This window comes from Demequina sediminis (assembly GCF_039545075.1).
GTDB lineage: Bacteria > Actinomycetota > Actinomycetes > Actinomycetales > Demequinaceae > Demequina > Demequina sediminis.
This window is the reverse complement of sequence record NZ_BAABRR010000013.1, coordinates 13,892-27,489: the sequence shown is the minus strand read 5'-3', so window position 1 is coordinate 27,489 and position 13,598 is coordinate 13,892. Positions and strand designations below refer to the sequence as shown.

The window sequence follows — 13,598 nt, the reverse complement described above, 5'->3', positions numbered from 1 at the left end:
ACCAATGTCCCTGGCGCTCGCGTGCGCAGGGGCGGACCATGGCGCCATGAGAGCAGTCGTGGTCTACGAGTCGCTGTGGGGCAACACGGCGGCGGTCGCCACCGCCATCGCGGCGGGCTTGGGGGACGATGCCGTGGCCCTGTCGACCTCCGAGGCCACCCTCGCGGTGGTCCAGTCCGCGCAGGTGCTGGTCGCGGGCGCACCCGTGCACGGCATGAGCCTGCCGACGGAGGCCAGCCGCGAGTCCGCACGCTCCAAGCCCACGACGGGCCACCAGCCGGCGCCCGATCTCTCGCACGTGCCGATGCGCGCATGGCTCGAGACGCTGCCCGCGGGGCCGCGACTCGGCGCGGCGTTCGACACGCGCGTGCGCGGCCCGCTCGGCCGCGGTGCGGCCCGGGCGATCGCCCGATCCCTCGAGGCGCACGGGCTTACGCTGCTCGACGGACCGCGCGGCTTCACGGTGCACCTGCGCGCCACCTCGGAGGAGCCCGCGGGGTTGCTGCTGCCCGGAGAACTGGACGCCGCTCATCAGTGGGGCCAGGAGCTCCGCGAACGGGCTCACGCACGCCTCTAGGCACTCCTCGCGCGCCGTTACGCTGGCGGCATGCGTGCAGTAGTGGTCTTCGATGGCGACTGCGGCCTGTGCAACGGGTTCGTCGCGTGGCTGCTGCGCCGCGATCGCACGGGCACGTTTCTCATCGCGGGCTCGGCCGGGGACGCCGGACGCGAGGTGCTGCGTCTGGCCGGGCTCGGCCCGTCCGTGGCAGCCTCGAGCATCGTCGTGTGGGACGGCAGCCAGGGATGGCTGCGCACCGATGCCCTGGCGCGGATCGCGCGCGGCCTCCCCTGGCCGTGGCGAGCGGCCGCCGCGATGCGCATCGTCCCCCGCGCCCTGCGCGACACCGCCTACGACGCGGTGGCGCGCAGGCGACCCCGACGGCCCGCCGAGGACCCCGCGTGCGGCACCCCGCCACCCGCGCTTGTGACCCTGTGGCGGTCACGCCTCGCGAGCGTCGAGGACGTCGCGGCGCTGTCCTGAGACACGACGATGCCCTGGGGACGGACCCCCAGGGCATCGTCGAGCTGGTTCGCTACGGCTTGCCGACGGTGTCGGGCTTTCCTGCGGTCTCGGGCTTGCCCGCGGTGCTGGGCTTGCCCGCGGTCTCGGGCTTGCCCGCGGTGCCGGGCTTTCCCGTGGTCTCGGGCTTTCCCGTGGTCTCGGGCTTGCCCGCGGTACCGGACTTGCCGGGCGCCTGAGTGTCGGCGCTGGGCTCGGGCGACGCGCTGGGCGCCGGGCTCGCGGAGGCGGAGGGCGACGGCTCGGTCGACGGCTCCGTCACCAGGCCGCGCGCACGCTCCGACACACCCTGGCCGAAGTCGCGGCCCGTGGCGTCGGCGGTCGCCATCCACTCGAGCATCGCGGCCACGCGCTCGTGAACCTCGGCCGAGGCCTCGGATCCGTTGGTGCGCAGGCGCTCGGCCACGCCGAGCAGGGCCTCGGAGGACGCGGAGTCCTCCTCGACCGCCTCGACGACGTGCTCGAGGGCACCCTCGCTGTCGCCCGCCTCGTCGAGGACAATCGCCTCGTCGACGCGCTCGTCGACTCCGCCATCGCCGATCCCGAGGTCCTCGAGGGCGCGGTCGACCCCGTACAGCGCGTCACCCGGCGCGGCGTCATCCGCGGCAGCGGCTCCGCCCACGACGCCGAGCCCCAGGAGTGCGAGACCGCCGGCAATGGCGGCGCGCATACGCCATGGGGAAGGGGTTGCCGCCGCAGGCACGGTGAGGGGGACCGAGGAATCCGCGGCGACACTTGCGAGAGCAGCCGCCGCACGCGCCGTCTCGGCGTCGTTCGGCGCGACGTTCAGCGCGCGGAGCGCCGCGATGGCGGGGGCCGCGTCGGCCAGCGGGCCGGTGGCGTCGCCACGCAGCAGCCGCTCCTGGTCGCGGGGCGTGAAGTCGTTGCTCGTCATGGTCCTGTGATCGCCACGCCGCGCCGATCGGTTACATGACCGTCAGGATTTCTCAGCGTCGCGCTTGGCGCGGGCCCGCCGGAGCGCGGTGATGGCGCGGTGCTGGGCCACCTTCACCGCCGACTCGGATTTCCCGACCACCGACGCCGTCTCCCTGACCGACAGCTCGCCGACCACTCGCAGGAGCAGGATCTGACGCTGATCCTCGCTCAACCCGGACAGGAGATCTGCGGTCGCCACGGCCGCGTCGCGGACCAGCACGGACTCCTCCGCGCTGGGGGTCGCCACGCGGTCCGCGCCCTCGGCGAGGTCGGTGAGCTCGGTGTCGACGACCTTGGGGCGACGGCCCGCCTTGCGATGCGCGTCGACCATGCGCCGGTGCGCGATCGAGAACACCCACGAGCGGAAGGCGGACTCGTCGCCGTCGAAGGAGGCGATTCCCTTTGCGACGTGAAGGAAGGTCTCGGCGGCCTCATCCTCGGGCTCGGGCGAGCCGCGGCCAGCGAGGTATCCGCGGACGGGACCCGCGAGGTCCCGGTAGATCTCGCTCCAGGCCCACTGCTCGCCCGCACGTGCCGCAGCCAAGACGCTCTCGAACCCGTGCCCGAGGGTCACGAGGCGGAGCCCTGCACGGTGAATGAGCGCCAGTCAGACATGGAGGGAGACGCTAACACGGTCGCGAATACGCCCGCTTACGACAAAACTCCCCGCCGCGAACGGTGAGGAGTTTCATGTCGTAGCCCCGACGGGATTCGAACCCGCGCTACCGCCTTGAGAGGGCGGCGTGCTAGGCCGCTACACAACGGGGCCCTAGCTGCATCGGCCACCCTCCCGGGCGGCTGGCGCGAGATAAGACTCTACAGCATCGGCGCGTCGTTGCACAACCACCGGCTGCGCTGGCGGAGCGGCCACCCGATCGGCCACGCCGCCCCACCGTGCGCAAGTCACACATCTGGCGCCACGTAGATCGTCACCGAACGGGGAATCGCGAACACCGGTCGCGAGAGGTGTGACTTCCGCTCGACACGACAAGGTGCCGGACCCCCGCCCTCCCCCGCTCCACTTGCGCCGCCGGATGTCGTTACGTAAACTTGAGCGTAGGCGGCTCAAGTCTGAGGCAGCCAGCCGCAAGAGAGCACCACGCACCACCAGGAGGAACTCATGTCCGCTCAGCCCTACGCCCCCGACACCCAGGAGCAGGCCAGCGCGCTCGAGCAGTTCGGCCAGGACTTCACCGCCCTCGCCGAGTCCGGCGCGCTCGACCCCGTGATCGGTCGCGACGAGGAGATTCGTCGCGTCATGCAGGTGCTCACGCGCCGCACCAAGAACAACGCGGTCCTCATCGGCGAGCCCGGCGTGGGCAAGACCGCGATCGTCGAGGGCCTCGCCCAGCGCATCGTCGCGGGCGACGTCCCCTCGTCCCTCAAGGACCGTCGCGTCATCGAGATCGCGATGAGTTCGCTGGTCGCGGGCGCGGCCTTCCGCGGCCAGTTCGAGGAGCGCCTCAAGGCGATCCTCAAGGAGGTCGAGGAATCCGAGGGCCGCATCATCCTCTTCGTCGACGAGCTCCACACGATCGTGGGCGCCGGCAAGGCCGAGGGCTCGGTCGACGCGGGCAACATCCTCAAGCCGATGCTCGCGCGCGGCAAGCTGCGCATGATCGGCGCGACTACGCTCAACGAGTACCGCGAGCACGTCGAGACCGACTCGGCCCTCGAGCGACGCTTCCAGCCGGTCTTCGTGGGCGAGCCCAGCATCGAGGACACCGTCGCGATCCTGCGCGGGCTCCAGGAGAAGTACGAGGTCCACCACGGCGTCAAGATCACCGACGAGGCGATCGTGGCCTCCGCGCGCCTGTCCGACCGCTACATCACCGAGCGCTTCCTGCCCGACAAGGCGGTCGACCTCATCGACGAGGCCACGAGCGCGCTGAAGATGCAGCTCGACTCGATGCCCATCGAGCTCGACCGCGCGCGCCGTCGCATCATGCAGCTCGAGATCGAGCGCACGCAGGTCGCCAAGGACAAGTCCGAGCACGCCAAGGCGCGCCGCGAGGAGATCGACCGAGACATCGCGAGGCTCCGCGAGGAGTCCGATGCCCTCAACCTGCGCTGGGCGCGCGAGAAGGAGCTGATCGTGCGCGTGTCGCAGGCCACCGAGCGGCTCGAGCAGCTGCGCGGCGAGCTCGAGCGCGCGGAGCGCTACGGCGAGCTCGAGAAGGCGGGCCGGATCCGCTACGGCGAGATGCCCGCCGCGGAGCGTCAGATCGCCCAGGCACGCGAGGAACTCGAGGCGATCCCCCCTGCGGAGCGCATGCTGCGCGAGGAGGTCACGGGCGAGGACATCGCGGGCGTGGTCGCGAAGTGGACCGGCGTGCCCGTCGAGAAGCTCCTCACGGACGAGTCCAGCAAGCTCGGCCACCTCGAGGACCGCCTCCACGCGCGCGTGGTGGGACAGCATCGTGCGATCGCGAGCGTGTCAGACGCGATCCGTCGCGCCCGCGCGGGAATCTCCGACGCGAACCGACCTATCGGCTCGTTCCTGTTCCTCGGCCCCACGGGCGTGGGCAAGACCGAGCTCGCGCGCGCCCTCGCGGAGCAGCTCTTCGACGACGAGCGCGCGATGATCCGCATCGACATGTCCGAGTACATGGAGTCCCACGCGGTCTCGCGTCTCATCGGCTCGCCCCCCGGCTACGTGGGCTACGACCAGGGCGGACAGCTCACGGAGGCCGTGCGTCGGCGCCCGTACAGCATCGTCCTGTTCGACGAGGTCGAGAAGGCCCACCCCGACGTGTGGAACGTGCTGCTGCAGGTGCTCGACGACGGCCGCCTCACCGACGGCCGCGGCCGCACGGTCAACTTCACCAACACGATCATCGTGATGACCTCGAACCTGGGGTCGGACGTGGTGCTCGCGTGGGACGGGGTCGACCGCGAGGCGCTCGAGCGTGACCTGCAGGCGGTACTGCGGCGCGCCTTCAGGCCCGAGTTCCTCAACCGCCTCGACGACGTCGTGATCTTCGACCGGATCGACCCCGCCGCGATGGAGGGAATCGTCGACACGGAGCTCACCAAGACCGTCGCCCGGCTCGCGGAGGCGAAGGAGATTGCGCTCACCGTCACGCCCGAGCTGCGCGCGGCGCTCGCCCGTGACGGCTTCGATCCCGCGTTCGGCGCGCGCCCGCTCAAGCGCCTCATCCAGACGCGCCTGCTCAACGCGCTCGCCAAGGAGATCGTGGACGGGCACGTGGGCGAGGGCGACGCGGTGACGGCTGGTTGGGATGGCGAGGCGGTCACCCTCGAGGTCGAGTAGGACCGGACGATGCCCGGGTGGGCCGCGCGCGTGCGCCCGCCCGGGCATCGGCGTAGGTTCGTAAGAAGGGGCAGTTCCGCTCGCAAGGAGGGGTCGCCATGGCGCGCACCTACGTGGTCACGGGATCGGCATCGGGTATCGGGAGGGCGACCGCGGACCTCCTGAGAAGTCAGGGCCACACCGTCATCGGAATCGACCTCCACGACGCCGACCTCACGGTCGACCTCACCAGCCCCGCCGATCGCGCCCTCATGGTGGACATGGTCGCGGAGCGCTCGGGAGGCGGCATCGACGCGATCATCGCGGTGGCCGGTCTCGCGTCTCCTACGCCCGCGACGGTCGCGGTCAACTACTTCGGGATGGTCGCGACGCTCACCGGCCTGCGGCCGCTGCTCCTCGACTCGCAGGACCCGCGCGCCGTGGGCGTCTCGTCGATGGCGAGCCTGTTCCCCGGCGATCAGGCGCTCATCGACGCGATGCTCGACGGGGAGGAGGACGCGGCGCTCGCGAGCGCCGGCGAGCTCGCGGCGGACCCGCAGTTGGGCCAGCTCATCTACGGCTCGACGAAGGCCGCGTTCTGCCGCTGGATCAGGCGTCACGCCGCGACCCCGGAGTGGGCGGGCGAGTCGATCCCGCTCAACGCGGTCGCCCCCGGCGTGATCCTCACCCCCATGGTCGAGCCGCTACTCGAGACCGAGGAGGGGCGCGCCCAGATCGCGCAGGCCGTGCCGATGCCGCTGGGCGGCTTCGCCGAGCCCATCGTGGTCGCGCGCCTGCTCGCGTGGCTCGCGAGCGAGGACAACACGCACCTGTGCGGCCAGGTGGTGTTCGTGGACGGCGGCTCGGACGTGGTGATTCGCGGGGACTCGGTGTGGTGAAGCGCTCGCGAGGCGGTCGCGAGCCGCTCGTGACTACTCGCCGCGCGAGGACTCCCCGCGCCACTGCGCGATGAGGTCGCGCTCCCGCTCGCTGGGGGCCCTGCACGCACACGCGTCCTGGTGCGCGGCGTGCCAGCGCCCGCGCTCGCGGTCCGTCGGGCGATCAGGCATCCGGTGGTCCCGATGCCACTCGCGGTTGATGGCGCCCATGGGTCGCTCCTCGTGTGAGGGGGACTCATCGCCAGGCTATACCCGGGTCGGCGGCGCATCGGCGCACGGATCCGGACACGAGAAAGGGCCCGCCATCAGGCGGGCCCTTGTCTCATCGAGACTCTCGTGGAGATCTCTTGCGGCTGGGCTACAAGGATTCGAACCTCAACTAACGGAACCAGAAACCGTCGTGCTGCCAGTTACACCATAGCCCATCAGGTTCTTTCGAACCGAGGTACCACTGTACCCGACCCGCGGCGGCATTCCAAACCGGCTACCCCTCCGCCGGGTCGACGCTGTCGAACGCCACGACCCCGGCATCGTCCGCATCACAGAAGCCGCCGAACGACGCAAAGTAGCTGTCGGGGTTGGCGCCATCAGGCAGATCCTCGAGGGCGACCCGCGCTCCCGAGCCGGTCACGGAGGTGGCATCCGCGAAGGCCGCGTCGCCCCACCGGACTCCCCCGTCGTCGGTCGCCTCCGCGTCCGGAGGCCACACGATCCAGGGCTCCGAGCCGTCCTCGAGCCGCAGGTGGAGGCAGCCGTTGGTCGCGATCACCACGGTGCCGCCCAGCTCCTCGCGAACACCCGGCACCTCGCCGGCCTCCTGCTGGCGCGGCACCCCGAAGCCGGCCCGGCTGTCCTCGCCCGCACAGCCGACCACCAGGAACGATGCCGCAGTGAGCGCGGCGGCGAGCCTCACCATGGGCTCACCGTACCGCGAGCAGCCCCGCCAGCTCCTCGAGAGAACCGATCCGCACCAGGCCGTCGCGCGGCTCCCCCACGCCGCACAGGCCGTCGAGGTCCCGGGAGTGCGCGCCAGGGCGCTCGATCCACACGCCAAGTCCCAACCCCGCCGCCACCGCGGCCAGCGGGTCCACGTCGAACTCGTCGCCCACATAGGCAACCTGCTCAGGCGGGAGTCCGAGCCTCTCGCACGCGAGCGCAAAAACCCGTGGATCGGGCTTACCGAAGCCGAGCTCGTCGACCCCCACGAGCATCGGCATGCGCTCAAGTCCGCACGCCGCGAGCTTGAGCACCTGATAGTCATGCGCCGCGTTGGACAGCCCACCGTAGGGGATGCCCGCGACGTCGAGAGCGTCGAGCGCGGGTGCCGCATCCGGGTGGGCCTGCCAGCCCTCGCGGAAGTAGTGCTCGAAGGCGGCGTCCCATGCCTCGTACGCCTCGGGGTCAAGATAGGGGCCGTCGAAGAGCTCGTGGAGGTCGTTCGCGCGGCGGTGACGCTGCTCCTTGTGGGTCAGCTCGCCGCGGGTGTGCGCGCGGTACCAGCCGTTCGCGTCCGCGCGCCACACGCGCAGGAGCTCGTCGTGGTCGACGTCGCCGAGGTAGTCGACCGCGACGGTCGCGAGCGCGTGACGGAACGCCCCACGCGTGTCGACCAGCGTGTCATCGACGTCGAACAGCACTCCGCGAATCACAGCCGCACTCTCCTCTTCCCTCAGCCCGGGAGCCGCCCGCCCTACAGAGCCGCGCGCAGCTTCCTCAGCCTCGCGAGAGAGGAGTCCTGACCCAGGATCTCCATCGACTCGAACAGCGGCGGCGACACCTGACGGCCCGTGATCGCGACCCGCAGCGGCCCAAAGGCGAAGCGCGGCTTGATGCCCATCTCGTCGACCAGGCGCGCGCGCAGGGCCTCCTGCTGCGCGTCGGCCCCAAAGTCGGCCAGCCCCGACAGCACGTCAATGGACGCGTCAAGGATCTCCGCGGCCTCCGGCGGAAGCTTCGCGAGCGCGGCCTCCTCGGGCACCACGGCCTCGTCCCCGATCAGCAGGAACCCGAGCATGCCGGGGGCCTCCCCCAGCAGCGTCATGCGCGTCTGCACCAGGGGAATCGCCTCCGCGAGGATCTGCTCCTCGTGCGGGGACAGCGACTGCGGCGAGGGCGAGGACACCAGTCCTGCGTCGTAGAGGTACGGCACCACGCGAGCGGCGAAGTCGCCGGGGGCGAGCATGCGCATGTGCTCGGCGTTGATCGCCTCGGCCTTCTTGAGGTCGAAGCGCGCGGGGTTGGGGTTGACGTCCGCGATGTCGAAGGCCGCGACCAGCTCGTCCGGCGTGAACACGTCGCGGTCGGGCCCGATGCTCCAGCCCAGCAGCGACAGGTAGTTCAGCAGCCCCTCGGGCAGGAAGCCGCGCTCACGGTGGTGAAACAGGTTCGACTCGGGGTCGCGCTTCGAGAGCTTCTTGGTGCCCTCGCCCAGCACCATCGGCATGTGCGCGAAGCGCGGCACGGCATCGGCAATCCCGAGCTCGACCATCGCACGCCACAGGACGATCTGGCGCGGGGTCGAGGACAGCAGGTCCTCGCCGCGCAGCACGTGGGTGATCTTCATGAGGGCGTCGTCGACCGGATTGACCAGCGTGTACAGCGGGATGCCGTTCGCGCGCAGGATCACGTAGTCGGGCACGGAGCCGGCGGGGAACGTCACCGATCCGCGGATCATATCGTCCACCGTGATGTCCTCGTCGGGCATGCGCATGCGAATCACGGGCAGGCGTCCGGCCGCGCGGTAGGCGGCCTTGTCCTCCTCGGTGAGCGAACGGTCGAAGCCGTCGTACCCCAGCTGCGGCGAGCGTCCGGCCGCCTTGTGGCGTGCCTCGATCTCCTCGGGGGTCGAGAAGGACTCGTACGCGTAGCCACCCTCGACCAGGCGGCGCACCACGTCGAGGTGCAGGTCGTGGCGCTCGGACTGGCGGTACGGCGCGTACGGGCCGCCGATATCGGGCCCCTCGTCATACGTGATGCCCAGCCAGTTCATGGCGTCGAGCAGCATCTCGTAGCTCTCCTGAGAGTCGCGCTCGGCATCGGTGTCCTCGATGCGGAAGACCAGGTCACCTCCGGTGTGGCGCGCGTACGCCCAGTTGAACAGCGCGGTACGGACCATGCCCACGTGGGGCAGGCCGGTGGGCGACGGGCAGAATCGGACGCGGACCTTGCTCATGTTCTTCTCTCTAGCGGGGGGACGATGCTGGGGTGGCGTGGGCGCTCAGGACCGGCGGATGACCGGGTTGCGCAGCACGCCCAGGTCCTCGATCTCGATCTCCACGACGTCACCGTGGTGGAGGGCGCGCACGCCGGACGGGGTGCCGGTGAGGATGATGTCGCCCGGCAAGAGGGTCACGACCTCGGAGACCATCGCGACCGCGTGGGCGACGTCGACGATCATGTCGCCCGAGTGGCCGGCCTGGGCCTCCTCGCCGTTGATGCGCGAGGAGATGGTCACGTCGTCGTGAGCGAGCTCGGTCTCGATCCACGGGCCCAGCGGCAGCGACGTGTCGAAGGCCTTGGCACGGAACCACTGGTCTTCCTGACGCTGAATGTCGCGCGCCGTGACGTCGTTCGCGCACGTGTAGCCGTAGATGTAGTCCTCGGCGTTGTCGGCGCTCACGTCCTTACACACGCGGGAAATGATCACCGCGAGCTCGGCCTCGAGCTGGACGTCCTCGCTGTAGTGCGGCAGCACGATCGGGTCGTCGGGGCCGATCACGGTCGTGTTGGGCTTGAGAAACAGGATCGGCAACTCGGGTGCGGGGCCTCGGTGCGGGATCTCCTTGGCGTGCGCCTCGTAGTTCTTGCCCAGGCACACCACCTTGGAGCGCGGAATCACGGGCGCCAGGAGGCGGACGTCGTCGGTGAGCGGGATCCTCTCGCCGGTCACGGTGCCCGGCGTGTACATCGGGTCGCCGGTGAGGACCACGAGCTCTTCACTGCCCGCCTCCCCGTCGACAATCGCGTAGCGAGGCTCTGCTCCGGTCGTAAAACGGGCGATGCGCATGACCTCCAGCCTAGTGGCTCGACGCCCCGGCACACGCGGAGCGAGGACCCTACGATGGGAGCCATGGGACAGGAAGCCGAGCGGATCGTCGCGCAGGCCGAGTCCGGCCTGGCGCGCGTGCTCGCCCGCACCGATCCTCACAGGGACGCGGACCTGGGCGACGCGTATCAGGGTCGCCGCGTCGCTGACGTCCTTGCCCACCTCCACGCCTGGCACGTCCTCTTCGAGGGCTGGGTGACCCAGCATCGTTCCGGAGCGGTGCCCGCCTTCCCCGCCGAGGGCTACTCGTGGCACACGCTGGGCGACCTCAACGACGCCCTCCACCGTGCTCACCACGACCGCACCTACGAGGAGATTCGCGCGCTCCTCGTCACCTCCCACCACCGGATGATCGCCCTGGTGCGCGAGCTCGACGACGCCACGCTCGGATCCCCCGGCGCCCTGGCGTGGCTGGGCGACGCGTCGCTGGGCAGCGTGGCGCACGAGTGCCTGGGCGCCCACTACGCGTGGGCGGAGCGCGTCCTCGACGATGCCGGGGTGCCGACTCCGTGACGTCCCGAATCGCGGGCCTCGACGTCGCGCGCGGACTCGCGATCCTGGGCATGGTCGCGGCTCACGTGGGCGACGATGCCTCGACCGACGGCGTGGGCTGGCCGTGGCTGTTCGCGACCCACGGTCGCTCCTCCGCGCTGTTCGCGGTGCTCGCCGGGGTCACCATGTCCCTCATGCTCGCGCGCGGAGACGATGCCGGGGGCGCCTTTCGTACCCGGGTGAGGATCGCGACGCGCGCCGGGATTCTCGTCGTGCTGGGGCTGCTGCTGACCGAGCTGGGCACGCCGGTCGACATCATCCTCGTGAATCTGGGTCTTATGATGCTGCTCGCGCTGCCGCTCCTGCGAGCGCCGTCGTGGGCGCTGCTTGCGATCGCGGGCGGGGCCATCGCGGGCGGCTGGTGGTACGTGCCGCGCCTCGCGGAGACGTTCTCCGAGTTCCTCCCCGTGCTCGGGAGGCTGTGGAGCACGCACTATCCGGCGCTGTCGTGGATCGGATACGTGCTGATCGGGGTGGTCGTGGGCCGACTGCCGCTCGTGCAGGCGCGCACGCAGGCGCTCCTGGTGGGGGCCGGCCTCGCGGTCGCGAGTGCGGCGGTGCTGGTGCGCGCCGTGGCGGGCGAGGGCCCGGTGACGAGCGTCGAGCCGCACTCGTACACGCCCGTCGAGATGGCGCACAACGCCGGCGTCGCGGTGCTCGTCATCGGGGCATGCTGCTGGCTCGCGACCGTCGCGCCGGCCGCGCGCGCGGCCCTCGCGCCGCTGGCCGCGCTCGGTTCGATGGCGCTCACCGCCTACGTGGGCCACCTGCTCGTGATCGCCGCGATCGGACCGGAGGCGGCGTTCCAGCCCTCGAACGTCACCCTCGTGGTGCTGTGCACCGCACTCCTGGCGATCGCGTGGGCATGGCGCACGTGGCTGGGTCAGGGCCCGCTCGAGCGCGTGCTCACGCTCGCCTCGAACGCCGCCGGCGACCGCGCGGTGCGGGCACGCGAACAGGCAGAGAGGGAGCGCATCGCGTGAGCGTGATCGACTGGCTCCTGGAGGGCGACCCCGCGATCCGCTGGCAGGTGATGCGCGACCTTCTCGACGCGGATCCGGACCACGTCGCGGCCGAGCGATCGCGCGTCGCGCGCGAGGGCTGGGGAGAGCGACTGCTCGCGCTGCAGCAGCCGGACGGCTCGTGGGCGGGCGGCGCGTGGTTCCCCGCGGGCTCCCGCGATCCTGGTGGAGATCCCATCGACGGTCAACCGTGGACCTCGACCGCCCACGTGCTCACGCTGCTGGTGCACATGGGTGTCGACCCGGACGCGACGGCGGTGCGGAGCGCGGCCTCGTGCGCCTTCGACGCGGTGCGCTGGGAGGAGGGCGACCGGCCCTTCCTCGAGGGCGAGGACGAGGCCTGCACGCTGTCGACAGCGATCCTCGCCGGCGCGTACTTCGGCGCGGACATGACCGCGCCCGCCGCGCGGCTGGTCGCGGACCGACGCGGCGACGGCGGCTGGAACTGCGAGCCGCGCGAGGTGTCGAACCGCTCGAGCTTCCCCTCGACCCTGATTGCCCTCGAGGCTCTCGCGGCGCAGCGACGCCACGCGGGCGCGCTCCCGCTAGACGCGTCCGAGGCGATCGACGCCGCCCACGAGTACCTGCTCGCGCGCGGACTCATGCGCCGCCGCTCGACCGGCGAGATCCTCGACCCCGCGTACCAGCGCCTGTCCTTTCCGACCTATTGGCACTACGACGTGCTGCGTGCCCTCGACCACCTGCGCGACTGGGGCGCGGAGCCCGACCCCAGGGCCGGCGAGGCGATCGAGCTGGTGCGATCTCGCCACACGGCGGCCGGCCCGTGGCCCCTGGAGAACACCCACCGCGGCGCCGTGCCCTTCGTCATGGAGGACGGTGACGGGCGCCCGAGCCGCTGGATCACGCTGCGCGCCCTGCGGGTGCTGAGGTGGTGGGACGATGCGTAACGCTGCCCCCGTCGCTGCCTCCTCGGAGTGGGAGCCCCTCGCGGCCGCGCACGCCGCGCGCGCCGACTCCCTCACGGCCGGTCACCGCGAGCGCACCGAGCGCGGCGAGTCCCACGCGATCGAGGACTTCCTCTACGACTACTACTCGACCCGTCCCTCGCTGCTCCGGCGCTGGCATCCCGGCCCCGGCATCGTCCTCGCGGACGCCCCCGACCACGCGACGTGGAAGTACTACCGGACCGATGCCGGCCTCACCAGGATGGACGCGACCGCCTTCATGGCGGCGCGAGGCGCCGCGGTGGACTGGATCGAGCGGCTGCTGACGGCGACGGCGGGACGCCAGCCGCGGCTGGGCTGCTTCGGGCTGCACGAGTGGGCCATGGCGTACCGCGCGGGCGCGGAGCTGCGCCACCCCCTCCCCCTGCGGCTGGGCCAGGCGGGCACCGATGCCGTGGTCGAGTCCCACCCCATCGCGTGTTCGCACATCGACGCGTTCCGCTTCTTCACGCCCGAGGCCGTGCCGCTCAACCTGCTGCAACCCACGCGCAACACCCAGGTCGAGTTCGAGCAGCCCGGCTGCCTGCACGCGACCATGGATCTCTACAAGTGGGCGGCGCGACTCGCACCAGCCGTGCCCTCAGAGCTTGCGCTCGACGCGTTCGAGCTCGCGGTCGAGGTGCGACGCGTCGACATGCGCGCCTCGCCGTACGACGTGAGCGGGTTCGGGCTCGCCGCGATCACGATCGAGACGCCCACGGGCAAACGCGAGTACGCCGACCACCAGCGCGACTTCGCGGAGCGCGGCGGACTCCTCCGCGAGCGCCTCCTCGCCGCGATCACGGCACTGCGCGCGCACGCCGCCTGACGCGGCCGGCACGCGGGCCCGGACACGGCAACAGGGG

At 71.3% G+C, this 13,598-nt stretch carries 15 protein-coding genes and 2 tRNA genes; 8 read left to right on the top strand and 9 right to left on the bottom strand.

From position 1 onward, the window contains the following. Positions 1-46: 46 nt before the first annotated feature. Both ABEA62_RS11100 and ABEA62_RS11095 read left to right on the top strand, forming a co-directional pair. Positions 47-577 carry a hypothetical protein gene (locus ABEA62_RS11100; RefSeq protein ID WP_286215470.1) on the top strand — a complete coding sequence of 177 codons (531 nt, stop codon included), beginning with the start codon at positions 47-49 and terminating at the stop codon, positions 575-577. 30 nt (positions 578-607) lie between these two features. Next, a complete protein-coding gene (locus ABEA62_RS11095) occupies positions 608-1,042 on the top strand; it encodes a thiol-disulfide oxidoreductase DCC family protein (protein WP_286215469.1) in 435 nt (144 codons plus the stop codon). Positions 1,043-1,094: 52 nt separating this feature from the next. Here the strand turns inward: ABEA62_RS11095 and ABEA62_RS11090 are convergent, their stop codons facing one another. The 3 genes from ABEA62_RS11090 to ABEA62_RS11080 form a co-directional block, all read right to left on the bottom strand. Beyond that, a complete protein-coding gene (locus ABEA62_RS11090; RefSeq protein ID WP_286215468.1) occupies positions 1,095-1,976 on the bottom strand; it encodes a hypothetical protein in 882 nt (293 codons plus the stop codon). 42 nt (positions 1,977-2,018) lie between these two features. Beyond that, positions 2,019-2,591, bottom strand: coding sequence for an RNA polymerase sigma factor (locus ABEA62_RS11085; protein ID WP_286215467.1), 573 nt, complete (start codon positions 2,589-2,591; stop codon positions 2,019-2,021). Between the two features lie 122 nt (positions 2,592-2,713). Beyond that, a tRNA-Glu gene (locus ABEA62_RS11080) sits at positions 2,714-2,786 on the bottom strand. A gap of 351 nt (positions 2,787-3,137) precedes the next feature. On the opposite strand from ABEA62_RS11080, the gene ABEA62_RS11075 reads away from it, so the two are divergent. Then, entirely contained in the window at positions 3,138-5,291 is a 2,154-nt protein-coding gene (locus tag ABEA62_RS11075) for an ATP-dependent Clp protease ATP-binding subunit (RefSeq protein WP_345380128.1), read from the top strand. A 98-nt stretch (positions 5,292-5,389) separates the two neighbouring features. After that, positions 5,390-6,169, top strand: coding sequence for an SDR family oxidoreductase (locus ABEA62_RS11070; protein ID WP_286215466.1), 780 nt, complete (start codon positions 5,390-5,392; stop codon positions 6,167-6,169). Between the two features lie 33 nt (positions 6,170-6,202). Here ABEA62_RS11070 and ABEA62_RS11065 read toward each other — a convergent pair whose 3' ends face one another. From ABEA62_RS11065 to ABEA62_RS11040, 6 genes are all read right to left on the bottom strand, one after another. Continuing rightward, a complete protein-coding gene (locus ABEA62_RS11065; RefSeq protein WP_286215465.1) occupies positions 6,203-6,379 on the bottom strand; it encodes a hypothetical protein in 177 nt (58 codons plus the stop codon). A gap of 143 nt (positions 6,380-6,522) precedes the next feature. Then, positions 6,523-6,594, bottom strand: a tRNA-Gln gene (locus ABEA62_RS11060). A 59-nt stretch (positions 6,595-6,653) separates the two neighbouring features. Then, entirely contained in the window at positions 6,654-7,085 is a 432-nt protein-coding gene (locus ABEA62_RS11055; protein ID WP_286215464.1) for a hypothetical protein, read from the bottom strand. A 4-nt stretch (positions 7,086-7,089) separates the two neighbouring features. Then, positions 7,090-7,818 carry an HAD family hydrolase gene (locus ABEA62_RS11050; RefSeq protein WP_286215463.1) on the bottom strand — a complete coding sequence of 243 codons (729 nt, stop codon included), beginning with the start codon at positions 7,816-7,818 and terminating at the stop codon, positions 7,090-7,092. Between the two features lie 41 nt (positions 7,819-7,859). After that, positions 7,860-9,341 carry a glutamate--tRNA ligase gene (gene gltX, locus ABEA62_RS11045; RefSeq protein WP_286215460.1) on the bottom strand — a complete coding sequence of 494 codons (1,482 nt, stop codon included), beginning with the start codon at positions 9,339-9,341 and terminating at the stop codon, positions 7,860-7,862. Positions 9,342-9,386: 45 nt separating this feature from the next. Further along, positions 9,387-10,175: a fumarylacetoacetate hydrolase family protein gene (locus ABEA62_RS11040; RefSeq protein ID WP_286215459.1), complete on the bottom strand. Its 789-nt coding sequence runs from the start codon at positions 10,173-10,175 to the stop codon at positions 9,387-9,389. 63 nt (positions 10,176-10,238) lie between these two features. Here ABEA62_RS11040 and ABEA62_RS11035 point away from each other — a divergent pair, with 63 nt between their 5' ends. From ABEA62_RS11035 to ABEA62_RS11020, 4 genes are read left to right on the top strand one after another with little or no spacing between them, the layout of a single operon-like run. After that, positions 10,239-10,727 (top strand): ClbS/DfsB family four-helix bundle protein, encoded by a 489-nt coding sequence (locus ABEA62_RS11035; RefSeq protein ID WP_286215458.1) that lies wholly within the window; start codon positions 10,239-10,241, stop codon positions 10,725-10,727. Next, entirely contained in the window at positions 10,724-11,749 is a 1,026-nt protein-coding gene (locus tag ABEA62_RS11030) for an acyltransferase family protein (RefSeq protein WP_286215457.1), read from the top strand. Before ABEA62_RS11035 ends, ABEA62_RS11030 begins: the two co-directional genes overlap by 4 nt. Next, positions 11,746-12,696 carry a prenyltransferase/squalene oxidase repeat-containing protein gene (locus ABEA62_RS11025; protein ID WP_286215456.1) on the top strand — a complete coding sequence of 317 codons (951 nt, stop codon included), beginning with the start codon at positions 11,746-11,748 and terminating at the stop codon, positions 12,694-12,696. The genes ABEA62_RS11030 and ABEA62_RS11025 overlap by 4 nt, the downstream gene beginning before the upstream one ends. Beyond that, a complete protein-coding gene (locus ABEA62_RS11020) occupies positions 12,689-13,561 on the top strand; it encodes a 3-methyladenine DNA glycosylase (protein ID WP_345380122.1) in 873 nt (290 codons plus the stop codon). The genes ABEA62_RS11025 and ABEA62_RS11020 overlap by 8 nt, the downstream gene beginning before the upstream one ends. Positions 13,562-13,598: the final 37 nt, after the last annotated feature.